Source organism: Altererythrobacter sp. TH136 (genome assembly GCF_007065885.1).
Taxonomy (GTDB): domain Bacteria; phylum Pseudomonadota; class Alphaproteobacteria; order Sphingomonadales; family Sphingomonadaceae; genus Tsuneonella.
This window is the reverse complement of record NZ_CP041409.1, coordinates 1,334,065-1,356,460: the sequence shown is the minus strand read 5'-3', so window position 1 is coordinate 1,356,460 and position 22,396 is coordinate 1,334,065. Positions and strand designations below refer to the sequence as shown.

Genomic DNA, 22,396 nt, shown 5'->3' with positions numbered 1-22,396 from the left:
AATCAGGCGCGGTCGAGCCGCCGCGCCAGCGTGACGCACAGCGCGATCAGCGGGGGCACGAGCACGATCGACAGCACCACCTTGGCCAGCATCTGACCCACGAGCAGGTCGCCGATGGGAAATTCGCCATAAAACGCCAGGGTGATGAAGATCAGCGTATCAACCACCTGGCTCAGGGCCGAGGCGATCCCGCCGCGCACCATCATGCCGAGGCCACTGCCCGCACCGTCGCCGTCCGACCCTTTTCCGCGCAGGGCCGAGAACAGCCACACGTTGAGGAACAGCGACACCCCGTACGCCACCGGTCCGGCGGCCATGATCCGGGGCGTGCTGCCCATCATCAGCGAAAACGCCGCCTGGCGGTCCGGCGGCATGTCGGCGGAGGCGGGCAACTGGAGCACCAGGAAGATCAGCGCGACCGACAGCGCCAGCGGCAGGAAGCCCCAGAACACCATCCGGTCGGCGGTCTTGCGGCCATAAAGCTGCGCCACCGTGCTCGACAGCACCACCAGCATCAGGAACGCAAAGATACCCGCCTCGACCGCGAGCGGCCCCAGCGCGACCTGCTTGTTGCCGAGCACCCCGGCAAGCACCGTCATCCCGCCGTAGAGCAGCGCATAGACGAACAGCGGGCGAGGAATGGCGGGCGCGGTGGTGGCGGGTTCGGTCATGCGGGGGACGATTGGCACCGGGCCGGCGAAAAGAAAAGCGGGCTTGTGGGTTTACGGCCGCTGGAGCCCGGAAGCGGGCGGGCGGCGGCCGACCCCGACACGAGCGTGGCCGCGTTGGGGTTAGTTTGCGGGCCCCGTTGCCGTCGTCGACGTTTCCGCACCCAGTTGCGCATCAGGCAAAGCACCGATCTGGGCAGCCGTCATCTTTGTCTGAAGGTCCTTGTCAGCGCCAGCTACGCGGGTCGTAAGGCCCGTCAAAGGCACCACGACATATCGGTCCGGATTGCTGTCCTCGATTTCAACCAGCAGCCCTTCGACGGCTCCGCCTGCTCCCCGCCGCACTTGCTCGACATCGCCCAGCTCCGTGCCGTCCGCGGTGACGAGGTCTGCATCGAGAAGCTGCCTTTCGGTCAGACCGAGGGCGGCCGCCGCATCGCCCGACGCGGCAGCGCTGGCCTCTGCCTGCTGCTCAATCCGGTCCTCCGTGGCGTCTGCCTGGCGATCAGCGTCGGACCCGCACGCGGCGAGCGCGCAAACGAAAAGAGGCAAGCTGGCGGCGGTGAGCAGACGCATGGGGGTCTCCTGTGAAATGTGGGTGTCAATCAACCGTCCGCGCCAACTCGCGTTCCGACAAAGCCAGCCTCGAGCCACCGTTTCACTCTGGTCCGCGCTCCGGGGCCCCACACACGTCCGAGCTTCAATGCGAAGTGACGATCAGCCAAGCGTGGAGACGCGCCCGAATCCGGTTTCCTAGTCAACCGCTTGCCGCTAACGCGAATTTCGATGCCTCCTGTCCTCACCAGCCTGATCGGGATTGTCGCAATCCTGGCGATCGCCTTTGTCCTGTCCAACGCCAAGCGGCAGATCCGCCTGCGGATCGTGGGCGCGGCGTTCCTGTTGCAGGCGGCGATCGCTCTCATCGTCCTGCGCACGCCGTGGGGCGTCGCCGGCATCCAGGGCATGGCGAACGGCGTCGCCGCGCTGCTGAGTTATGCCAACGAGGGCACCGCGTTCCTGTTCGGGCGCGACAATCCGCTGGCCAACACCTTCGCGCTCGGCGCGTTGCCGGTGATCGTATTCTTCGCCGCGCTGGTGTCCATCCTCTATCACTTGCGGATCATGCAGCAGGTGGTGCGCTGGGTGGGCGGGGCGCTTGGCTGGGTGACCGGGATCAGCCGGGTGGAATCGCTCGGCGCGGCGGCGAACATCTTTGTCGGCCAGAGCGAAAGCCCGCTGGTGGTGCGGCCCTATCTCGCGGCGCTGACGCCGGCTGCGCTGTTCACGCTGATGACCGTCGGCATGGCGGGCGTGGCGGGCACCATCCTGGCGGCCTACGCCGGCCTGCTGGGGGAGGATTACCTGCCGTTCCTGCTCGCCGCCGCGTTCATGTCGGCCCCGGGCGGCATCCTGATGGCCAAGATCATGATGCCCGATCCCGCCGACCCGGCGCCCGAAGCCGAAGGCCGGATCGAGCTGCCCGACGCGCGGATCAGCGCCGAAGGGCCCGCCGCGCTGGTCGAGGGCGGCAAGCCGCACGAGGTCGAGCTCGCCGAAACCTTTGAGGAGGGGCAGAAGCCCGCCAACGTGATCGAGGCCGCCGCGCAAGGCGCGCAGACCGGCGTCAAGCTGGCGGTCGCGGTCGGCGCGATGGTGCTGGCGTTCGTGGCGCTGGTGGCGCTTGCCAACGGGGTGCTCGGCTGGGTCGGATCGCTGTTCGGGTTCGACAACTGGAGCTTCCAGGCGGGGCTGGGCGCGCTGTTCGCCCCGGTCATGTTCCTGATCGGCGTGCCGTGGGACCAGGCGCCGGTCGCCGGCGGACTGTTCGGCACCAAGATCGTGCTCAACGAATTCGTCGCCTTCATCGACCTGGGCCAGATGGACGCCGGCGTGCTGTCCGATCGCAGCCGCGCGATCGTGACGTTCGCGCTGTGCGGGTTCGCCAACTTCTCCTCGATCGCGATCCAGATGGCGGTGACTGGCGGCCTCGCGCCCAACCAGCGGCCCGTGATCGCCCGGCTGGGGCTCAAGGCGCTGGCCGCCGGGTCGCTGTCCAACCTGATGAGCGCCGCGCTCGCCGGCCTGTTCCTCCCCTACTAAGAGACGCCTTCCCCATGTCCGAGATTGCTTCTGTTTCCATCGCCCGCCCGCTCAATGAGGTGGCGGACGAACTGGGCCGTTCTTTCCGCGAATACGGGTTCGCGGTGATCCGCGATCACGGCATCCCCGCCGACCTGATCGCCCGGGCGGAGGAACTCTCGAAAGCGTTCTTCGCGCTGCCGGAGGACGTGAAGAAGGGCTACAAGGTCGAAGGCGGCGGCGGCGCGCGCGGCTATACCCCGTTCGGGGTCGAGCGGGCCAAGGATGCCGAAGTTCACGACCTTAAGGAATTCTGGCACGTCGGCCGCGAATTGCCGCAGGACCATCCACTCGCGCAGTACATGGCGCCCAACGTCTGGCCGAACGAGGTCGAGGGTTTCCGCGAGACCTTCACGCAGCTTTACGCCGCGTTCGAACAGGCGGGTGAGCGGGTGCTGGAAGCGATCGCGCTGCACCTCGGCCTCGACCGCGGCTACTTCAAGCCGACGGTGGAGGACGGCAATTCGGTGATGCGGCTGCTGCACTACCCGCCGCTGGATGGCCCGCACGCCGAAGGCGCGATTCGCGCGGCCGCCCACGGCGACATCAATACGATCACATTGCTGCTGGGTGCGGAGGAGGCCGGGCTCGAACTGCTCAACGCCAAGGGCGAGTGGCAAGCGGTCGACACCCCGCCGGGCGCGCTGGTGGTGAACATCGGCGACATGCTCGACCGGCTGACCAACCACCGGCTGCGCTCGACCCAGCATCGGGTGGTGAACCCTCGCGGAGAGGCGGCGTACCGGTCGCGCTACTCGATGCCGTTCTTTCTTCACTTCCGCCCCGATTTCACGATCGAGACGCTGGACAGTTGCATCGATCCGGCGCGGCCCGACGATCACCCGGCGCCGATCTCGAGCCACGAGTTCCTCCAGCAGCGGCTGCGCGAGATCAACCTCGCCTGATTCGCCGCGCGAAAACCCGGCCCAGGGACAGGTTCCCGCGCGCAAGGCACTTTTTGATCGCTTGTTGCATCGCAGCAACACGTAAAAAGTCGCGTTCTGGCAAGGGTTTGTGCGGGCGATCGGGGTGTCGTGGATAACTTCCGCCACACTGTCACGAACTGGTAACAGAAGACACCTTTTGGCGGTCGGCGGAACCTCCTAGGGGGCGCGCGCCTCCTTCTCCTCTTCTCAGCGAATGCAAGGGATCGTATTCCATGAAGCTCAAGTACCTGCTGGCCGCCAGCGTCGTCAGCCTGTCCGCCGCAGCCGTCTTGCCCGCCCCGGCATTCGCTCAGCAGATCACCTCGGGCATCGAGGGCACCGTCACTGACGCGGACGGCAACCCGCTGGCCGGCGCCACGGTCACGATCACCGACACCCGCACCGGCGCCACCCGCACGATCACCACGGGCGCCGACGGCCGCTTTGTCGCCTCCGGCCTGGTCACGGGCGGACCGTACACGGTTTCGGCCAACGTCGGCGGGTTCGAAGGCCAGTCGGTCAGCGACATCCAGACCAGCCTGCAGGGCAACACCGCGCTGACCTTCGCCCTGTCGAGCGGCGGCGGCGAGATCGTCGTCAGCGGCAGCCGGGTGCGGGTCACCCAGCTCGCCGTCGGCCCGGGCACCAGCTTCACCGCCGAAGTGCTGGAGAACGCTCCCAGCTTCAACCGCGACGTGCGCGACATCATCCGCATCGACCCGCGCGTCAGCCTCGACCGTGACGATGGCGGTTCGGGCGTCGATCGCATTTCCTGCCTCGGCGGCAACGACCGCGGCAACGCCTTCACCGTCGACGGCATCAGCCAGGGCGACGTTTACGGCTTGAACGACACGGGCTTCTCGTCGCGTTCGTCGACCCCCGTGCCGTACGACGCGATCCGCGAGACGCAGGTGCAGTTCGCGCCGTTCGATGTCGATTACGGCAACTTCACTGGCTGCGCGATCAACGTGGTCACCAAGTCGGGTACCAACGACTACCAGTTCGGCGGTTTCTTCGAATACTCGAACAGCGACCTGCGCGGCGACGTGATCGCCGATGGTCTGCCGGTCGCGCCGATCGAGCCTGAGAAGCGCTATGGCGTCTATCTTGGCGGGCCGGTGATCCGCGACCGCCTGTTCGTGTTCGGTGCTTACGAGAAGCAGACCGCCGGCCAGTCGCAGGATGACGGCCCGGCGGGTGCTGGCTTCGCCAACGAACTGGCGGGCGTCACCAAGGCGCAGTTCGACGAAATCTCGCAGGTCATCCGCGATGTCTACGGCATCGACACCGGCCCGCTGGTCTACAACCGTCCCTTCAGCAACGAGCGCTGGTTCCTCCGCGGCGATCTTCAGATCAACGACGATCACCGCCTTGAAGCGACCTATCAGCGCCTCGAGGAATCGACGACCCGCGCCGACGATCTGTTCACCGGCCAGTCCTCGCCGCAAGTCGTGGGCCAGAACACGTTCTACCTGAGCGGCACCAAGTCGAACTACTATTCGGCGCGCCTGTTCTCGCAGTGGAGCGACGTCCTCTCCAGCGAGTTCCGTTACTCGCGTTCGGAAGTGCAGGATCTGCAGGATCCGATCGGCGGCGGCGAAGCGCAGTCGGACAACCCGATCCCGCGCATCATCGTCGGCATCGACAACACCGGGACCACGCCTGACGGTGCGGTGCTTGCCGGCCCGGGCAGCAACCGCTCCGCGAACGACCTGCAGACGACGATCGAACAGTACCGCGGCGTCCTCCGCCTCGATGCCGGCGCGCACCAGATCAAGCTCGGCATGGAAGCGAACCGGGCGGACCTGTTCAACCTGTTCGTGGCGAACGCGACCGGAACGCTGGTTTTCCGCAACATCAACGACCTGCGCGCCGGTTTGCTGTCGCCGGGTCTGGGCAACAACTCGACCAGCACCACGCCGATCAACATCGTCAACGGGAACACCGAAGGCGCGTTCGGCAACGTTTCGGCCACCGGCAACGTCACCGACGCAGGTGCCGAGTTCAAGCGGACGATCTATTCGGCCTTCCTCCAGGACGAGTGGCAGGCGACCGACGCCCTTGCGGTGACGGCCGGCGTGCGGCTGGAATGGTACGACGGTGGCCGCCCGGAACGGAACCCGGTGTTCGTGTCGCGTTACGGCATCAACAACAACGCCGGGTTCAGCGATCTCGACCCGATCATCATGCCGCGCGTCGCGTTCACCTACGACGCGGATGACTTCGCCGTGTTCTCGCGCAGCCAGTTCCGTGCCGGCGTGGGCATCTTCTCGGGCGGCGACCCGCTCGTGTGGTTCGGCAACGCGTTCCAGAACGATGGCAGCGCCTTCGCTCTGGCCAGCACCCAGGCTGCCGGTTGCCCCACCGGGCAGATCGATGTCGTCACCAACGGCACGTTCACCGGGGTGCCGACCTGCTTCCGCAACGCTGCGATCGCAACGGCATCCGCCGGCCAGGGTTTCACCCAGTCGATCGATCCCGACATCAAGACGCCCAGCGTGCTGCGCGCCAACGTCGGCTTCGCTTCGGAGCTGAACTTCGCGCCCAGCGGCTTCTTCAGCGGATGGAATCTCAACCTCGATTACATCTTCAGCCGCACGCGCGATCCGTACACGATCGTCGATCTCAGCCAGACCCCGAACCTGGGTGCAGGCTTGAACGGGTTCACGATCGACGGTCGTCCGATCTACGTGACGATCGATCCGCTGCGGGCCGGTTGCAATGCGAAGCTGACCGACATCACGCCGACGCCGATCTTCACCGGCGTCACCGCCGCTTGCGTCACTACGGCGCGTGAGGACGAGCTGATGCTGACCAACGCAGGCGCGTTCAACAGCCACAATGCCTCGGCGATCCTCTCGAAGAACTTCGACGGCGGTGTGTTCACCGACGGCGGCTCCACGTTCTTCAGCCTGGGTTATGCCTTCTCGGCCGCGCAGGACCGGCGGAACATGTACAACTCGACCGCAACGTCGAACTACGACCTGTCCGCAGCGTTCGATCGCCAGAACCCGGCCGCATCGCGCGGCTTCTTCTCGAGCAAGCACAACATCTCGTTGTCGACGAGCTTCGAGGAGCAGTTCTTCAGCGACCTGTCGACCCGACTGGGCCTGACCTTCGTGGCGCGTTCGGGCCGTCCGTACAGCCTGACCTTCACGGGCAGCGGCGTGTTCAACGATTCGGCATCGGGTGCGGACAACGCGCTGCTGTACATCCCGACCGGCGCGAGCGACCCGAACGTGTCGCCGCTTTCGACGGCGGGCGTGGCGCAGCGGGTGGCTGATTTCGCAAGCGGTCTGAAGTGCGCGCGGGATTACCTCGGCCAGTCGATCGAGCGGAACACCTGCTCCAACGACTGGTACTACGACCTCGACCTGTCGTTCTCGCAGGAGATCCCCGGACCGGGCCGCTTCTTCGGACGCGAGGACAGCATCAAGCTCTACGCCACGATGGACAACTTCCTGAACTTCCTCGACAATGACTGGAACATCCAGCGGCGCCGGGACTTCGCAGGCCGTCAGGACATCGCGCAGGTCACCGGTGTGGATTCGCAGGGGCGCTATATCTTCGCCAATGCGAACACCATCACGGCGAACGCGACCACCGGAGTGGTGCCGTTCGATGACGACAACGGCATCAACGTGTCGTCGTCGGTGTGGCGCCTGAAGGTCGGCATCAGCTACGACTTCTGATCCGGTCGGCTTCGACTTGAACAGCGGCGGCGCTCCTTCTGCGGGAGCGCCGCCGTTTTCGTGTGCGGAGGGCGGTACCGGCGGAACGCCCCTGCCGCGCTTGTCGTTTGATCACGGAATGGCGACGGAGGCTTCCTTTTCCACCATGCCGCGCCGGCCGCGGCCGGCTGCGCTGGCAGCGATCGTGCTGCTGCACCTGCTGGCGATCTATGCGCTGGCGCGCGCGTTTGCCCCGCAGCAGACCGCTTCGGTGGAGCGGGCCGTGCTGTCCGCCGTCACCGTCACGGTCGAGACCAAACAGTACGAGCCCCCGCCCCCGCAACCGGAACCCGACAGCGGGGCTGCGGGGGAAGAAGGGCGCAAGGCGGTTCCCCGCCCGGTCGTGGCGCCCGTGCCCGCCATCACCGTCAAGCCGGCTCCCCCGGCGCCCCGGGCTAGCTCAACCGGCACCGACAACAGCTCGGGCGCGCGCGATGCCGGGACTGGGACGGGGGCGGGCGGCACCGGCACCGGGACCGGGAGCGGCGCTGGCGGCACGGGCCAGGGCGGCGGGATCGCGACCAAGCCCGAATGGATCGGTGGCGCGATCAACAACGCGCGCGACTACCCCCGTCCGGCCGGCGGGCGGCAGGCACGCATCGGGTCCGAAGTCGTGGTCAAGGTGACGGTGGGGATCGACGGACGCGCATCAGGATGCAGCGTCTACAAGCCAAGCCCGGATCCGGAAGCAGACGCGATCACCTGCCGACTGGTCGAGCAGCGGTTGCGCTTCCGCCCGGCGACGGACGCGTCAGGCAATCCGGTAGCGGCGGACTTCTACTGGCGACAGCGCTGGTTCTGACTGTTCGCAGACGCAGCATTGCGGCGCGGTTCGTGCTTCCGGTCGCTCGGAAATGGTGCAGCGCAATGGAACCATCGCGCGCGTCGTTCATTCAGCCATTTGTCAGTTTCCAATCTCAAGGGAGTCGTCACGCCGTATGGACGCACGCCGCGCCAACGCTCTCTTCCCCATGGGTGCCGAGAGCGCCGAGACAGAACTGGTCGCATTCCGATCCCCGCGCGCCCCGCGCCGCGTCGCGCTGGTCGGCAATTTCCCGCCGCGCAAATGCGGGATCGCGACCTTCACCGCCGATGTGACCGAACAACTGGCCCGCTTCCGCCCCGAAGTGAGCGTGGACGTGTGGGCACTCGAAGACCGTGACGCGCCGCTCTCCTACGGCCCGATCGCCGGGACGATCGCGCGCGACGAGCCGGACGATTATGCCCGCGCCGCGCAGGCGATCGACGCCACTGGCGCCGACGCGGTCTGGCTGCAACACGAATACGGCATCTTCGGCGGACCCGATGGCGAGATGGTCTGCGGTTTCGTGGACCGGGTGGCGGCGCCGCTGATCGTCACGTTCCACACCGTGCTGACCGAGCCGTCCGAACGCCAGCGTCGCATCATGGAGCACCTTGTCGGGCGCGCATCCCGGATCATGGTCATGTCGCAGCGCTCACGCGACCTGCTGGTCGAACTCTATGCCGTCTCAGCCGACCTGATCGAAGTGATCGAGCATGGCGCGCCCGATCGCCCGTTTGGGCGCGAGGACGAGTTCAAGGCCCGGCGCGGACTGGCCGGGCGCACGGTCCTGACCACCTTCGGCCTGCTTGGACCGAGCAAGGGCGTGGAATCGGTCATCGAGGCGCTGCCGGACATCCTCGCTCGGCATCCGAACGTGCTCTATCGCATCGTCGGCGCGACCCACCCCAATCTGGTGGCCCGCGACGGTGAAAGCTATCGCGAAGGGCTGAAGGCGCTCGCCGAACGGCTGGGCGTGGCGCACGCGATCGAATGGTCGGAAACGTTCGTCGATACGCCCGACCTCCTCGACCAGCTCGAGGCCTGCGACATCTACCTGACCCCCTATCCCGGCATGCAACAGTCGACCAGCGGCACGCTGAGCTATGCGGTCGCGCTGGGCAAGGCGGTCGTCTCGACCCCTTACGTCCATGCGCGCGAGCTGCTGGCGGAAGGGGTGGGTGTGCTGATTGAACCGCGTTCGGCGAAGGCGATCGCCGATGCGGTCATTGGCCTGCTCGACGACCCGTACGAACTCGCCGCCCTGAAGGCGCGCGCTTATGCCCGCGGGCGCGAGACCATCTGGCCGCGCTTCGCTGCCGCGTCTGCCGCGCTGATCGAGCGGGCGGTGGCGACCCCTGCGCGAAACGCACCGCGCGCGCGGCCATCGTTCCACGGCGTCCGCACGATGACCGATGGGACGGGCATGTTTCAGCATTCGATCGGCATCGTGCCCGATCGGCGGCATGGGTACTGCCTGGACGACAACGTCCGCGCGCTGTTGCTGATCAACCAGGCGCACGGCATCGGCCCGCAGGAACGGCAGTCGCTGGCGATGATCTACGCCGCGTTCATCCAGGACGCGTGGAATCCCGATAAGCGGGCGTTCCGCAACTTCATGCGCTTCGACCGCAGCTGGTGCGAGGATCTGGGGTCGGAGGATTCCAACGGCCGCGCGATCTGGACGCTCGGCCGGACGGTCGAGGACAGCAGCGATCCCGACATCCAGCGGTGGGCGTCCGATCTGTATGACACCGCGCTGCCGTGCCTCGCGCGGTTTGAAAGCCCTCGTACGGTGGCGTTCATCATGCTCGGCGCGGCGGCGATGCTGCGCGCCCGGCCCGGTCACGCGGCTTCGCTCGAGGCGTTGGAGCAGGGCGCGTCCTTGCTGGAACGGTTGCTTGGCGGCGCGCGGCGGCCCGATTGGGCGTGGTTCGAAGCGGTGCTGGGATACGACAATCCGCGCCTGTCGCAGGCGCTGATCGAGGCTGGCGAGGTGCTTGGCCGCCCCGAATGGACCGCCTGCGGGATCGAGACCCTCGCCTGGATCGCGGAGCGCCAGACCGCGCCGAACGGACATTTCCGGGCGATCGGGTCGGAGACGTTCGGCCACCCTTACGCGCAGCTCCCGTTCGATCAGCAGCCGCTGGAGGCGCAGGCCGCCATCGATGCCTCGCTCGCGGCCTGGCGCGCCACCGGCGATCAGCGCTGGCGGACCCATGGGGCGGCGGCGTGGAGCTGGTTCTTCGGCGCCAACGATCGCGGCGTGGTGCTGGCCGACATGGCGACGGGCCGCTGCCGGGACGGGCTGACCCCGCGCGGGGCGAACATCAATTGCGGTGCGGAATCGATCCTCGCGTTTCAACTGGGGCACTATTCCATGCTAGCGCTCGCGCCGGACAGCGCGGGCGATTCGAAGCCGCGAACGGCGGGGGATCGCGTTGACTATCGAGCAGAGGACGGTCCACGGCCCCTTGCATATTCTTGAACAACGGCTTCACGCCGACCCGTCGCGGGTCGTGTTGCGCCCGTTTCACCTGGGATGGCAGGCCGCCGGCGCGCCGGGCAACCGCGCGCAGAAGCTGGTCAATGACGTCGCCGCGCTGAGCGAGGCGCAGGTGCGCCGCGAATATCGCAAGGTCCTGTCGGACTTCAAAGAACGGCATTGGCAGACCGAGACGATCTTCGAGACGCGGTGGCGCGAGCTGGCGACCAATCTCGGCATTCACGAGTGCGATTTCTCGCCCGTTCGCCGCAAGCTTATCGGGGCGTATTTCTGTCACGAATACACGTATTCGGCGGCCGCCCTGATGAACCCGTCGATCGTCCCGCACCCCGATCAGTCGGGCTGCGAGGATGGCGCGGTGCGGTTCGTCATGTCCCTGCGCGCGGTGGGGGAAGGGCACATCAGCTCGATCGTGTTTCGCGAAGGCATCGCGCACCCCGACGGTCATTTCGAACTGTGGCCACAGAGCGCGTTCGCCACGTCGGTCGAGCTGGACGATTCCACGCTTTATGACGCCGACCGGGGCGTGACGGTGCACCGCCACCAGGAAAGCTCGCTGTCGAACACGGTCATCTTCCCGATCACCGAGCAGCAGCGCGGGGGGCTGGAGGATCTGCGGTTGACGCGGTTCGACCACGGCGGCGGCGAGTTCGAATGGATCGGCACCTACACTGCCTATTCGGGCAGCACGATCCGGTCCGAGCTGATGCGGACGACCGACTTTCGCCGTTTCCTGCTCGAACCGATTCAGGGCCGCGCCGGGCGCAACAAGGGCATGGCGCTGTTCCCGGAAAAGGTCGGCGGCCAGTATGCCATGGTCGGGCGGCAGGACGGCAAGAACCTGTTCCTGCTTCGCTCGCGCCGGATCGACCGGTGGGACACCGAAGGCGTCCTGCTGATGGAGCCCAAGTATCCGTGGGAGTTCATCCAGATCGGCAATTGCGGCAGTCCGATCAAGACCGATGCCGGCTGGCTGCTGTTCACGCACGGGGTGGGCGCGATGCGCAAGTACACCGTTGGCGCGGCGCTGCTGGACCTCGATGACCCGTCAAAGGTGATCGGTCGCACCGCCGAACCGGTGCTGAGCGCCGAGAACGCCGACCGGTCAGGCTATGTCCCGAACGTGGTCTATACGTGCGGCGCGCTGCGCACGGGCTCGCGCCTGTTCGTGCCCTACGGCATCTCCGACAGTTCAGTGGGGTTCGCATCGGTCGAAATCGACGAACTGCTGCAACTTATGGTCTGATCAAATGTTAAGGGGGTGATCATGAACACCGCTCTTATTCATCCCGTCATCCTGTGCGGCGGCAGCGGCACGCGCCTGTGGCCGCGCAGCCGCAAGGCCAAGCCCAAGCCGTTCCTCCCGCTGGTGGGGGAGCGCACCCTGCTCGAGGCTACGCTCGACCGATGGCACGGCTCCAGCGACTTCGCCGAACCCGTGATCGTGGCGGGCCAGGGGCACTTGTGCCACTTGGCCGAGCAGGCACCGGCCGAGGCGACGGTGATCGTCGAACCGGCGGCGAAGAACACCGCGCCCGCGATTGCGCTCGCCGCGGCGCTGCTGCCGGCTGACGCGATCCTGCTGGTCTGCCCCAGCGACCACCACATCGCCGACATCGCCAGCTTCACCGCCGCCGCGCGAGCAGCGGCCCGGCTGGCGGGGGACGACTGGATGGTCGCGCTGGGCATCGCACCCGACCGCGCGGAGACGGGCTACGGCTACATCCGCCTGGGCGAGGCGATGGAGGGGGGCCACAAGGTCGACCGCTTCGTCGAAAAGCCGGATCGCGAGACGGCCGAGCGCTTCCTGACCGAAGGCAATTACGCATGGAATGGCGGCATCTTCGCGTTTCGTGCAGGCGCCTTCATGGATGAGTTGGAGCAGCATCGGCCCGCCATGGCCGAAGCGGTCCGCCGCGCGGTCGCCGGGGGCCGGTACCAGGGGCAGGAGTTTCATCCGGCGGCGGACGCCTTCGCCGGCGTTGATGGCGAGTCGGTCGATTACGCCGTCATGGAAAACACCGCGCGCGCAGCGGTCGTGCCGGCAGACATGGGCTGGTCCGACATCGGCAACTGGGAAGCCTTGCGCGATGCGCGTCCCAGCGACGATGCGGGCAACCGGGTGCATGGGCCCGTCGAACTGGTCGAGTGCCGTAACGTACTGGTGGAAACGGACGGACCGCGGGTGTCGGTGATTGGGCTGGAAGGCATCATCGTGGTGGTGGACGGGGACGAGGTTCTCGTCACCAGCGCCGCCGGAGCACAACTCGTCGGCAAGCTGACTGGGGCGGCCAACCAATGAGCCGGGTGCTGCCCACCAAATCGGTCGAGAAGCCGTGGGGCCAGGACACGCTCCCGCCGCCGTTCAGCGCTCCCCACGGGAAACGGATTGGCGAAATCTGGTTCGAGCCACCGCCCGAACTGCCAGAACTGCTGGTGAAATACCTGTTCACCAGCGAAAACCTGTCGGTGCAGGTGCACCCGTCCGATGCGCAGGCCCCCGCCGGGAGCCGCGGCAAGGAGGAATGCTGGCTGGTCCTGACCGCCGAACCGGGCGCGAAGCTGGCGATCGGCTTCACCGAACCGGTCTCGCCTGAAAAAATGCGCGCCGCCGCGCTGGACGGATCGATCGAACAACTCCTCGCGTGGCACGAGGTTGGGCCTGGCGACTTCGTCTACCTGCCGGCCAACACCGTGCATGCGATCGGCGCCGGACTGTCGCTGATCGAGGTGCAGCAGAATTCCGACATCACCTATCGGCTATACGACTATGGCCGCCCGCGCGAATTGCATCTCGACGATGGAATTGCGGTTGCCGAGGGCGGGCCGCACGATCCGAAGCTTCGGCGGCACGTGCCCGATCGGGGCGACGTGACGCTGGCTGACGGACCGCATTTCCGGCTGGACCGGATCGACGGAGAGCCTGACGCGGCCACCGCGGCGCGCTATGCCGGCGGGCCGTTGCTGGTGATCCCGGTCGATGCCCCTGTTACGCTGGCCGGACAGGCGGTCGAGCCGGGCGGCTGCGGTATGGCGGAGCGGTTGTCGGACATCGCATTCAGCGGCGGGCGGGCCTTGATCGCGCAGCCGCTCATGCGTTCCGGTTGACCGATCTCGCGTGAGCGACAGAAACCCCACCGAGCGATGACGGATGCAGCGGCGCAGGTTGATGATTATCCCTCGCCGACATGACTGATTCCCCGGCGAACTGGACCGATCGGCTCCGCAGGTGGCGCCTCCCGGTGCTGGTGCTGGTGCTGGTGTTGCTAGCGGGCGCGGCCATCTTAGCCGCCAAGTCTTGGCGGGCGGCTCCCGGCGATCACTCAAGCCGTTCCATTCACCTGACGCGCAGCGACCAGGCGCAGTTGTCGCGCGAGTTCGCCGAGGTCACCGGGCGGCCGCCCACGCAGGCTGAACTCGATACGCTCATCAGTCGCCGGGTGCGCGAGGAAGTGCTCTACCGAGAGGCGCTCCGGCGCGGCCTCGACAAAGGCGATCCGGTGGTGCGCAAGCGGCTGGCGCAGAAGATGGAGGCGATCGCCGCCAGTGCCGCCGGGACCGGCACGATCGACGATGCCACCTTGAACGGATGGCTGCAGGCCCACCCCGATCGGTTTGCGCAGGACATGAAGCTGACCTTCGATCAGCTCTATTTCACGAGCCGCAGCCGAGCGGTGGTGGCCCGGACCCTGCTTGACGGCGGGGCGAACTGGACCAGGGTGGGTGATGCGATTTCGCTGCCGGCGCACTTCAACGGCGCCAGCCGCCAGACGGTCAGCGACGAGATGGGCCAGGAATTCGCGCACGCGCTGGAAGGTCTGGCGCTCGGCGACGCGTGGCACGGGCCGGTCGAAGGTGCGCTGGGCTGGCACCTCGTGCGGCTGACCGCGAAGCAGCCCGGCGTCATTCCGCCGCTCGCCGCGATCCGGTCTCGCGTGGAGGACGACTGGCGCGCCGCGATGGGCCGGCGGCAGCAGGATGCGGGCTACCAGGCCTTGCGCGACGACTACCGCATCGAGATCGATCGCTGAGGTGAGACGGTCGAGCCAGGCTTTGCCGCGAAAATGGTCATTCATTTCCGGCCGGGGGTTAGCTTGCCATTCACCCGGGCGCGCTTACATTCCCTAGCGAAAGGACGGCGCATCCGATGAACGACGACAAGGACCCGCAAGGCTCAGGCCAGGGAGGCCCCGGCGGCCCCAACCCGTGGATCAAGAGCCTGATGGTGTGGGGCGGTATCTTCCTTGCCCTGCTGCTTGTCGTGTCGATGTTCGGCCAGGCTGCGCAAGCGCCCGGACAGGCGATCCGCTATTCCGAGTTCCGCGAGCGCGTGGTGGCCGGAACGGTCAAGGACGTGTCGATCGCGCCTGAAAAGATCACCGGCACGATGAAGAACGGCGAAACGTTCTCCACCGTGCCGATCACGGGCGATACCGAGCTTCCCCGGCTGCTCGACAGCAGCGGTGTGTCCTATTCCGGCAAGGAAGCCGATCAGCCGAATGTCCTGCTGTACCTGCTGGTTCAGTCGCTCCCGTTCATTCTGATCCTTGGCATCGCGTTCTTCGCGCTGCGCCAGGTGCAGAAGGGTGGCGGCGCGGGCGGCGCGATGGGCTTCGGCAAGTCCAAGGCCAAGATGCTGACCGAAAAGCAGGGCCGCGTGACCTTTGCCGATGTCGCCGGCATCGACGAAGCGCGCGAGGAACTGGAAGAGATCGTCGAATTCCTGCGCGACCCGGGCCGGTTCTCCAAGCTCGGCGGGCAGATCCCCAAGGGCGCGCTGCTAGTCGGCTCGCCCGGAACCGGCAAGACCCTGCTCGCCCGCGCGATCGCGGGTGAGGCGGGCGTGCCCTTCTTCACCATCTCTGGCTCCGATTTCGTCGAGATGTTCGTCGGCGTCGGCGCCAGCCGCGTGCGCGACATGTTCGAACAGGCGAAGAAGAACGCGCCGTGCATCGTGTTCATCGACGAGATCGATGCCGTCGGCCGCCATCGCGGCCACGGTCTCGGCAACTCGAACGACGAGCGCGAGCAGACGTTGAACCAGCTCCTGGTCGAGATGGACGGGTTCGAGGCCAACGAAGGCATCATCATCATCGCGGCGACCAACCGCCCGGACGTGCTCGACCCCGCGCTGCTGCGCCCTGGCCGGTTCGACCGCCAGGTGGTGGTGCCTGTGCCCGATATCGAAGGCCGCGAGAAGATCCTCGCCGTGCACATGAAAAAGGTGCCGCTGGCGCCCGACGTCAACCCGCGCACCATCGCGCGCGGCACGCCCGGGTTCTCGGGCGCCGATCTCGCCAACCTAGTGAACGAGGCGGCGCTGCTTGCCGCGCGGCGCAACAAGCGCCTGGTCGCGATGCAGGAATTCGAGGACGCCAAGGACAAGGTCATGATGGGCTCCGAGCGCCGGAGCATGGTGATGACCGACGACGAGAAGAAGATGACCGCGTATCACGAGGCCGGCCACGCGCTCGTCTCGATGCACGAGCCCGCATCCGATCCGATCCACAAGGCGACGATCATCCCGCGTGGCCGGGCGCTGGGCATGGTGATGCGCCTGCCCGAACGCGACAATTATTCGTACCACCGCGACAAGATGCATGCCGACTTGGCGGTCAGCATGGGCGGCCGCGTCGCCGAAGAGATCATCTTCGGGCACGATAAGGTGTCGTCGGGGGCCAGCTCTGACATCCAGTACGCAACCTCGCTGGCGCGCAACATGGTCACCAAGTGGGGCATGAGCGATAAGCTGGGCCCGCTGCAGTACGAGCAGACGCAGGAAGGCTACCTTGGCATGGGCGGCAGCCAGCGGACGATGGGCTCCGACGAGACCAACAAGCTGATCGACGCGGAGATCAAGGCGCTGGTCGAGGGCGCGCACGTGCGGGCGACCGAGATCCTTAAGGGCGAGGAGGACAAGCTCCACCTGCTGGCCCAGGCCATGCTGGAATACGAAACGCTGACCGGCGACGAGATCCGCGACCTGCTGGACAAGGGAACGATCGACCGGCCCGACAAGCCTGCGGCTCCGACGACCAGGCCGGTTCGTGGGTCGGCGATCCCGAAGTCAGGGCGACGGTTCGGCGGCGAGGCTCCACAGGGCGCGTAACCTAGCGCCGGACGTTGGGGGGCGGCTGCCAGCTTGTCTTCCCGGCTCGCGGCCAGTCCTTCAGCCTTCCGCCCGGAGGAACGCCGCCAGCGGCGTCAGGCTATTCAGGCGCGGGTCCCGGAATGGCGCTGGATGCCGGCTGGGCAGCGGTGGTTGTGGGACGCCTGGCTAGGGCGTCAGCGATGCGCGGCGCCACCGCGATGCCGTTGATCTTACCGACTTGCTCGATCGTCCGCCTGAGATCGGCCTCCCACGGCGCGCCCGGCGGCGTTTCCGCCAGCAGCACCAGCCAGTCGTCGATCGCGCCCTGGTGGTCGCCGCGGACATCGCGGTTCACCGCCAGGAAGTACCGCGCCCGCGCGTCCTTTGGATCGAGCTCCGCCGCCTTGCGGAACGCGGACAGCGCGCGCGGCGGCATGGGGCTGTTGGCGCTCGCCATCACCAGAGCTTCGCCCAGGCTCGACCACAGCGCTGCGTTGCGCGGGGCCGCCCCTGTCGCGCTGGCATAGGCTCTGGCCGCATCGGGGAAGCGGCCGGCGTCGAAATAGGCGAACCCCAGCCGTTGCCAGCCCGCCGCATCGCCGGGATTGGCGCGGGCTGCCGCCTCCAGCGCGGCCAGCGGGTCGTTCGCACCGGGTGTGGCAGATTGGCTCGCACTGCGGTCGGACACGAGCCGCCAGCCGATCGTCCCGGTCGCCAGTACCACCGCGGCGAGCGCCACCCATGCCCCTTTGCCGACCGGTCTGCGCACGCTGTTCCCCTTTGTTCAATGCAGCTGCGAGTAGCAGCGCCGCACATTCCCGGCAAACGCGCCCGCCGGCGTGATATGTGGGGATACCCGAGCGGGTAGGGCAGTGGCCGGCGCGGTTCCGACCAGGCCGGGAGGCGGCGGGGCCTAGCTCCCCATCGCCATCCAGGTGATGATGCCGGCGAACAGCCCGATCGCCACCCACGCGAACAGGCTCAGCGCCAGCATCCGCCAGATGCCGCCCGCCCGGCTGACCCCATAGGTGCCGCGCAGCTGGCGGTACATGTGATACGGCGCATAGAGCAGCAGCAGGCCCCCCGCCGCGCCCGCGTTGACGTAAAACAGGAGGCTGGCGACCGCCACCAGCGCGATCATGAAGCTGATCGAATAGGCCACGAACACCGTGTGGTCGTACCCCCGGAAGCGGCGGTTGAAGGGAAACAGCAGCCACACGAACGGCACGCTCAGCGGGATCAGCATCCAGCTGTATTTGTAGGCGCTGGTCTGCGCCTTGTAGATGGCGAGCTGCGGGTTTTCGCGGACGTGATCGATCGTCCGCGCCAGCTTGCTGTCTTTGGGGATGGGCGATTCGGTGAAGCCGTCTTCGAAGTCGTTCTGTACCGTCCCGACGACCGCCGTCATGGCCTGCTGATCCTCCTTGACCGAACGCAGACGTTCCTCAAGTGCCGCGCGCTCGGCACCCGTGGCCGAGGGGAGCTGCGCCTCGATCTCGTCGATCTGCCGGCGTTTTCGGCCTGCACGGCCTTGGCCTCTCCCAGGTTCGAAACAGCGGGATCGAACCCGCCCAGCATCGAAAACAGCGCGAAGCTGAGGAACACGACGAACAGGAACAGCGCGATGGGGCTGACGTAGCGGGCGCGCCGGCCGTCGATATACTCGCGCGTCAGCTTGCCGGGCTGCCAGGCGAGCATGGGGATAGTGCGCCAGGTCTTGCCTTCGAAATGCAAAACTCCGTGGAGCAGATCGTGGAAGAACGCGCCCAGCGTGCGGTGAACGTGTGCCCGCTGGCCGCACGCGTGGCAGTGCGATCCTACGAGCGGGGTCGCGCAGTTGAGGCAGGCGCCTTCGTGCGTACGGCCGTCGGCCGCATCCCCCCGTTCGCGCTCGACCGCGCCGGCGACTGACGCGCCGGTGCCGATGTCGGCGAGGCCGCCGGCGATCCCTTCGATGTCCCCCGTCATGCGCGCATCTTGCCCCACGCGAACCGCCGCGACTAGCGGGAACAAACATAGAACTTCGGAGGTTTTGTGGCGGTATCAGGAGACGAACCGATGACTGTCCAACACCCTAGCGAACACCCGAAGAGCGAACCTGTCTCGAACGCGGAAAAGGACCCGGCGGACTGGGTCACCGGCGGCGAACCGATGACCGGTGCGCAAGCGAGCTACCTCAAGACATTGACGGAAGAAGCGCACAATCCCGATGCCTACGACACCGAACTGACCAAGGCCGAGGCATCGGAGCGGATCGATGCGCTCCAGGAAGAAACCGGGCGCGGCAGATAACGGATGCCCGCGTAGCGGACACGAAAAGGGCCGCCTTCGCAGGCGGCCCTATTTCATCTGGGCGGAAGCCGGCGATCAGCCGTCGTAATCGCCGCCGACGCTGGTCGAACGCACCGGAGCCGCAGCGGTGATCCGCAACGCTTCGGCCGACTGGCTGAGGCTGCCGATCTCGTCTGCTTCATCCTCGTCATCGGGCAGGATCTTCTGCAGGCCCACGACGACCGATTCGTGCAGTTCTTTCGGACGCACGGTCTGGTCGGCGATTTCGCGCAGGGCGACGACCGGGTTCTTGTCACGGTCGCGGTCGACGGTCAGTTCGGCCCCGCCGGAAATCTCGCGGGCGCGCTGAGCGGCCAACAGGACGAGATCGAAGCGGTTGGGAATCTTGTCGACGCAATCTTCGACGGTAACGCGCGCCATCGGGCACTCCGAATAAACAGGTGTCTGCAGGAAAGCGCGCCAACTACCCGCCAGGCGTCGCCAAGTCAAGAAAATGCCTCTAGGCGCATCGCCGATGGAGTATGTCGACCCGCCCCCGTTCGAGATCGCAGCGCAGGGTCAGAAACTGGTGTTCTACCCGGGCGGCAAGGATCGCCTGGCCGCGCTGCTGGCGTTGATCGAAGGCGCGTGCACTACGATCCGGATGTGCTTCTACATCTTCGCCGAGGATGCGAGCGGGATCGCAGTGCGCGATGCCCTGGCGGCCGCCGCCAGGCGAGGGGTCAAGGTCAACCTGATACTCGACGGGTTCGGGGCAGATGCGCGGAAAGAGTTCTTTGCACCCATGTGCGACGCGGGGGGCAGCTTCTGCTGCTTCTCCCCCCGCATCTCGCAACGCTATCTGATCCGCAATCATCAGAAGATCGTCATCGTCGACGGCAGGACCGCGATGATCGGCGGCTTCAACGTGGAAGACAGCTATTTCGCGCCTCCGGACGCCAACGGCTGGAACGATCTCGGCATTGTGGTGGAAGGGTCAGCGGTCAGCGACCTGTCGCGCTGGTTCGATCAGCTCGACGCGTGGACGGCGAACCCGCGTGCCAGCTGGCGCGCGATCCGGCGCATGGTGCGCGCCTGGCAGCCGGGCCATGGCCCGGTGCAGGTGCTGATCGGGGGGCCGACGCGCGGGCTGTCGAGCTGGGCGAAATGCGTGCGCAGCGACCTGCACAGCGCCGACCGGCTGGACATGCTGATGGCCTATTTTTCGCCTTCCAACCGCGCCCTTCGAGCGATCGGCCGGGTCGCGCGGCGCGGCCACGCCAGGCTGGTGATGGCCGCGAAAAGCGACAACGGCGCGACCATCGGCGCGACCCGCTCGCTGTACGATTTCCTGCTGAAGCGCCGGGCCGAAATCTGGGAGTTCGAAGCGACCAAGCTGCACACCAAGCTGATCGTGATCGACGACAAGAGCTTCATCGGTAGCGCCAATTTTGACATGCGCAGCCTCTACCTCAACCTGGAGGTCATGCTGCGGATCGAGGATCGCGCGATGGCGGATCGATTGTCGGAATTCATCGACCACCTGATCCCCGCGTCGACCGCGATCACCCCCAGCCTGCACAAGTCACGGGCAGGATTGCTCAACCGCGTGCGGTGGAATGTCTCGTGGTTCCTGGTGGCGGTGGTCGACTACACTGTCAGCCGGCGGCTGAACCTGGGGCTGTAGGGCGCCCGCTCAGTCGTAGCCGTAGCTGTTTGCGCCCTCGGCCAGGTCGCTGAAGCGGGTGATCTTGGCTTCGAACTTCATCCGCACCTTGCCGGTCGAGCCGTGACGCTGCTTGGCGATGACGAGCTCGGCGAGGCCGAACACCGGGTCCATCTTACGGGCCCATGCCTCGTGGGCGTCGTGAACTTCCTGCGGATCGTCCGCGGCGGGCCGCTTGGGTTCGGACGCGGCGATGTAATAGTCTTCGCGGAAGATGAACCACACCATGTCGGCGTCCTGCTCGATGGAGCCGGACTCGCGCAGGTCGGACAGGATGGGGCGCTTGTCCTCGCGGCTTTCCACCGCACGGCTGAGCTGGGACAGCGCGATCACCGGCACGTCGAGTTCCTTGGCGAGCGTCTTGAGACCCCGGCTGATCTCGGAAATCTCGTTGACCCGGTTGTCGTTCGCCCGCCCGGTCCCCTGCAGCAGTTGCAGGTAGTCGACGATGATCAGGCCAATGTCGTGCTTGCGCTTCAGCCGGCGCGCACGGGTACGCAGCGCCGCGATGGTCAGCGCGGGCGTGTCGTCGATATAAAGTGGCAACTCGGACAGGCGCTGGCTGGCGAACGACAGCTTCTGGAATTCGTCGCGGCTGAGCTTGCCCATGCGCAGCGCCTCGCTCGAGATTTCCGCCTGCTCGGCCAGGATACGCGTGGCGAGCTGGTCGGCGCTCATTTCCAAGCTGAACAGCGCGACCCCGGCGCCGACCGAATCCTTTTCGGCGATCCCGTCGCGCCGGTCGCGCAGCAGCCGCTCGGCACAATTGAACGCGATGTTGGTCGCCAGCGACGACTTGCCCATGCCGGGGCGCCCGGCGAGGATGATGAGGTCGGAATTGTGCAGTCCGCCGACCTTGTCGTTGATCGAGGTGAGGCCCGTGGTCTTGCCCGAGACATGGCCGCCGGAATTGATCGCCTTCTCGATCATCCCCAGCGCTTTGCGCGTGGCGGAACCGAAGCTGGCGGCCTCGGTCGCGGTGGCGGCGCCCTCAGCGACTTCGAACAGCGCCGCCTCGGCTGCTTCGATCTGCGCCATCGGGGCGACGCTGTCGCTGGTGTCGAGCGCGCCTTCGACCAGGTTGCGTCCCACGCTGACCAGTTCGCGCAGCAGCGCCAGGTCATAGATCTGCTCGGCCAGTTCGCGCGGGGCGAGCAGGCCCTGCCCGTCCGCAGTAAGGCGGGCGAGGTAGGTGATTCCGCCCAGTTCCTTCAACGCCTCGTCAGCCTCGAAATACGGCTTCAGGGTCACGGGGGTGACCACCGCATTGCGGTCGAGCAGCGTCAGGATCCGGTCGTAGACCCGCTGGTGGACCGGTTCGAAGAAGTGCTGCGGACGCAGCGGGGTGGGCAGTTCCTCCAGCACCCGGTTGTCGATCAGCACCGCGCCCAAGAACGCGGCCTCCGCCTCGATATTGGCGGGCAGCGCGCGAACGGGGGACGAATCATTTGCTGGCGCCGCGGGGCGCATCAGGAGGTCGGTCTGGGCCATGCGCCCCTCTTGCTGCATCGCGGCGCCTGCGCAAAGCGCCTTTGC

At 66.8% G+C, this 22,396-nt stretch carries 19 protein-coding genes; 12 read left to right on the top strand and 7 right to left on the bottom strand.

Going from position 1 to position 22,396, the window contains the following annotated elements; translation table 11 throughout:
- Positions 1 to 2 precede the first annotated feature (2 nt).
- Positions 3 to 671, bottom strand: a complete 669-nt coding sequence (locus C0V74_RS06655; protein WP_143251117.1) for a queuosine precursor transporter — start codon at positions 669 to 671, stop codon at positions 3 to 5.
- Between the two features lie 120 nt (positions 672 to 791).
- Positions 792 to 1,244, bottom strand: a complete 453-nt coding sequence (locus C0V74_RS06650) for a PRC-barrel domain containing protein (protein WP_143251116.1) — start codon at positions 1,242 to 1,244, stop codon at positions 792 to 794.
- Positions 1,245 to 1,454: 210 nt separating this feature from the next.
- Between C0V74_RS06650 and C0V74_RS06645 the strand changes: the two genes are divergently transcribed.
- The 10 genes from C0V74_RS06645 (at position 1,455) to ftsH (ending at position 16,881) form a co-directional block, all read left to right on the top strand.
- Positions 1,455 to 2,768 carry a nucleoside transporter C-terminal domain-containing protein gene (locus C0V74_RS06645; RefSeq protein WP_143251115.1) on the top strand — a complete coding sequence of 438 codons (1,314 nt, stop codon included), beginning with the start codon at positions 1,455 to 1,457 and terminating at the stop codon, positions 2,766 to 2,768.
- A gap of 14 nt (positions 2,769 to 2,782) precedes the next feature.
- Positions 2,783 to 3,712, top strand: coding sequence for a 2-oxoglutarate and iron-dependent oxygenase domain-containing protein (locus C0V74_RS06640; protein ID WP_131622630.1), 930 nt, complete (start codon positions 2,783 to 2,785; stop codon positions 3,710 to 3,712).
- Between the two features lie 254 nt (positions 3,713 to 3,966).
- A complete protein-coding gene (locus C0V74_RS06635; protein WP_143251114.1) occupies positions 3,967 to 7,425 on the top strand; it encodes a TonB-dependent receptor in 3,459 nt (1,152 codons plus the stop codon).
- A 145-nt stretch (positions 7,426 to 7,570) separates the two neighbouring features.
- Complete coding sequence (locus tag C0V74_RS06630; RefSeq protein ID WP_246844777.1) at positions 7,571 to 8,266, top strand: energy transducer TonB; 696 nt, start codon at positions 7,571 to 7,573, stop codon at positions 8,264 to 8,266.
- 136 nt (positions 8,267 to 8,402) lie between these two features.
- The gene (locus C0V74_RS06625; protein WP_210413387.1) at positions 8,403 to 10,754 is read left to right on the top strand and encodes a glycosyltransferase family 4 protein; all 2,352 of its coding nucleotides are present in this window, start codon (positions 8,403 to 8,405) and stop codon (positions 10,752 to 10,754) included.
- A gap of 31 nt (positions 10,755 to 10,785) precedes the next feature.
- Entirely contained in the window at positions 10,786 to 12,018 is a 1,233-nt protein-coding gene (locus C0V74_RS06620) for a glycoside hydrolase family 130 protein (RefSeq protein ID WP_349236002.1), read from the top strand.
- 21 nt (positions 12,019 to 12,039) lie between these two features.
- On the top strand, positions 12,040 to 13,074 hold the full coding sequence (locus C0V74_RS06615) for a sugar phosphate nucleotidyltransferase (RefSeq protein ID WP_143251112.1): 1,035 nt from the start codon (positions 12,040 to 12,042) through the stop codon (positions 13,072 to 13,074).
- Positions 13,071 to 13,880 (top strand): class I mannose-6-phosphate isomerase, encoded by an 810-nt coding sequence (locus tag C0V74_RS06610; RefSeq protein WP_143251111.1) that lies wholly within the window; start codon positions 13,071 to 13,073, stop codon positions 13,878 to 13,880. Before C0V74_RS06615 ends, C0V74_RS06610 begins: the two co-directional genes overlap by 4 nt.
- Before the next feature lie 80 nt (positions 13,881 to 13,960).
- Positions 13,961 to 14,803: a peptidylprolyl isomerase gene (locus C0V74_RS06605; protein ID WP_143251110.1), complete on the top strand. Its 843-nt coding sequence runs from the start codon at positions 13,961 to 13,963 to the stop codon at positions 14,801 to 14,803.
- A gap of 116 nt (positions 14,804 to 14,919) precedes the next feature.
- Complete coding sequence (ftsH, locus tag C0V74_RS06600) at positions 14,920 to 16,881, top strand: ATP-dependent zinc metalloprotease FtsH (RefSeq protein WP_143251109.1); 1,962 nt, start codon at positions 14,920 to 14,922, stop codon at positions 16,879 to 16,881.
- A gap of 100 nt (positions 16,882 to 16,981) precedes the next feature.
- Here ftsH and C0V74_RS06595 read toward each other — a convergent pair whose 3' ends face one another.
- The 3 genes from C0V74_RS06595 to C0V74_RS13320 form a co-directional block, all read right to left on the bottom strand.
- Positions 16,982 to 17,632 (bottom strand): tetratricopeptide repeat protein, encoded by a 651-nt coding sequence (locus tag C0V74_RS06595; RefSeq protein ID WP_143251108.1) that lies wholly within the window; start codon positions 17,630 to 17,632, stop codon positions 16,982 to 16,984.
- A gap of 144 nt (positions 17,633 to 17,776) precedes the next feature.
- Positions 17,777 to 18,271: a hypothetical protein gene (locus C0V74_RS13325; protein ID WP_143251107.1), complete on the bottom strand. Its 495-nt coding sequence runs from the start codon at positions 18,269 to 18,271 to the stop codon at positions 17,777 to 17,779.
- A complete protein-coding gene (locus C0V74_RS13320) occupies positions 18,268 to 18,831 on the bottom strand; it encodes a DUF3667 domain-containing protein (RefSeq protein ID WP_143251106.1) in 564 nt (187 codons plus the stop codon). The genes C0V74_RS13325 and C0V74_RS13320 overlap by 4 nt, the downstream gene beginning before the upstream one ends.
- Positions 18,832 to 18,921: 90 nt before the next feature.
- On the opposite strand from C0V74_RS13320, the gene C0V74_RS06580 reads away from it, so the two are divergent.
- Positions 18,922 to 19,155 (top strand): DUF3072 domain-containing protein, encoded by a 234-nt coding sequence (locus tag C0V74_RS06580; protein ID WP_143251105.1) that lies wholly within the window; start codon positions 18,922 to 18,924, stop codon positions 19,153 to 19,155.
- A 75-nt stretch (positions 19,156 to 19,230) separates the two neighbouring features.
- On the opposite strand, the gene rpoZ is transcribed toward C0V74_RS06580, so the two are convergent.
- The gene (rpoZ, locus tag C0V74_RS06575; protein ID WP_131622612.1) at positions 19,231 to 19,575 is read right to left on the bottom strand and encodes a DNA-directed RNA polymerase subunit omega; all 345 of its coding nucleotides are present in this window, start codon (positions 19,573 to 19,575) and stop codon (positions 19,231 to 19,233) included.
- Positions 19,576 to 19,669: 94 nt separating this feature from the next.
- On the opposite strand from rpoZ, the gene C0V74_RS06570 reads away from it, so the two are divergent.
- Positions 19,670 to 20,821 carry a phospholipase D-like domain-containing protein gene (locus C0V74_RS06570; RefSeq protein WP_246844776.1) on the top strand — a complete coding sequence of 384 codons (1,152 nt, stop codon included), beginning with the start codon at positions 19,670 to 19,672 and terminating at the stop codon, positions 20,819 to 20,821.
- Positions 20,822 to 20,830: 9 nt separating this feature from the next.
- Here the strand turns inward: C0V74_RS06570 and C0V74_RS06565 are convergent, their stop codons facing one another.
- A complete protein-coding gene (locus tag C0V74_RS06565) occupies positions 20,831 to 22,351 on the bottom strand; it encodes a replicative DNA helicase (RefSeq protein WP_143251103.1) in 1,521 nt (506 codons plus the stop codon).
- Positions 22,352 to 22,396 lie beyond the last annotated feature (45 nt).

Coding starts and splice junctions, on each gene's coding strand:
- C0V74_RS06655 (WP_143251117.1), bottom strand. CDS start 671: ATGACCGAACCCGCCACCACCGCGCCCGCCATTCCTCGCCCGCTGTTC.
- C0V74_RS06650 (WP_143251116.1), bottom strand. CDS start 1,244: ATGCGTCTGCTCACCGCCGCCAGCTTGCCTCTTTTCGTTTGCGCGCTC.
- C0V74_RS06645 (WP_143251115.1), top strand. CDS start 1,455: ATGCCTCCTGTCCTCACCAGCCTGATCGGGATTGTCGCAATCCTGGCG.
- C0V74_RS06640 (WP_131622630.1), top strand. CDS start 2,783: ATGTCCGAGATTGCTTCTGTTTCCATCGCCCGCCCGCTCAATGAGGTG.
- C0V74_RS06635 (WP_143251114.1), top strand. CDS start 3,967: ATGAAGCTCAAGTACCTGCTGGCCGCCAGCGTCGTCAGCCTGTCCGCC.
- C0V74_RS06630 (WP_246844777.1), top strand. CDS start 7,571: ATGCCGCGCCGGCCGCGGCCGGCTGCGCTGGCAGCGATCGTGCTGCTG.
- C0V74_RS06625 (WP_210413387.1), top strand. CDS start 8,403: ATGGACGCACGCCGCGCCAACGCTCTCTTCCCCATGGGTGCCGAGAGC.
- C0V74_RS06615 (WP_143251112.1), top strand. CDS start 12,040: ATGAACACCGCTCTTATTCATCCCGTCATCCTGTGCGGCGGCAGCGGC.
- C0V74_RS06610 (WP_143251111.1), top strand. CDS start 13,071: ATGAGCCGGGTGCTGCCCACCAAATCGGTCGAGAAGCCGTGGGGCCAG.
- C0V74_RS06605 (WP_143251110.1), top strand. CDS start 13,961: ATGACTGATTCCCCGGCGAACTGGACCGATCGGCTCCGCAGGTGGCGC.
- ftsH (WP_143251109.1), top strand. CDS start 14,920: ATGAACGACGACAAGGACCCGCAAGGCTCAGGCCAGGGAGGCCCCGGC.
- C0V74_RS13325 (WP_143251107.1), bottom strand. CDS start 18,271: ATGACGGCGGTCGTCGGGACGGTACAGAACGACTTCGAAGACGGCTTC.
- C0V74_RS13320 (WP_143251106.1), bottom strand. CDS start 18,831: ATGACGGGGGACATCGAAGGGATCGCCGGCGGCCTCGCCGACATCGGC.
- C0V74_RS06580 (WP_143251105.1), top strand. CDS start 18,922: ATGACTGTCCAACACCCTAGCGAACACCCGAAGAGCGAACCTGTCTCG.
- rpoZ (WP_131622612.1), bottom strand. CDS start 19,575: ATGGCGCGCGTTACCGTCGAAGATTGCGTCGACAAGATTCCCAACCGC.
- C0V74_RS06570 (WP_246844776.1), top strand. CDS start 19,670: ATGGAGTATGTCGACCCGCCCCCGTTCGAGATCGCAGCGCAGGGTCAG.
- C0V74_RS06565 (WP_143251103.1), bottom strand. CDS start 22,351: ATGGCCCAGACCGACCTCCTGATGCGCCCCGCGGCGCCAGCAAATGAT.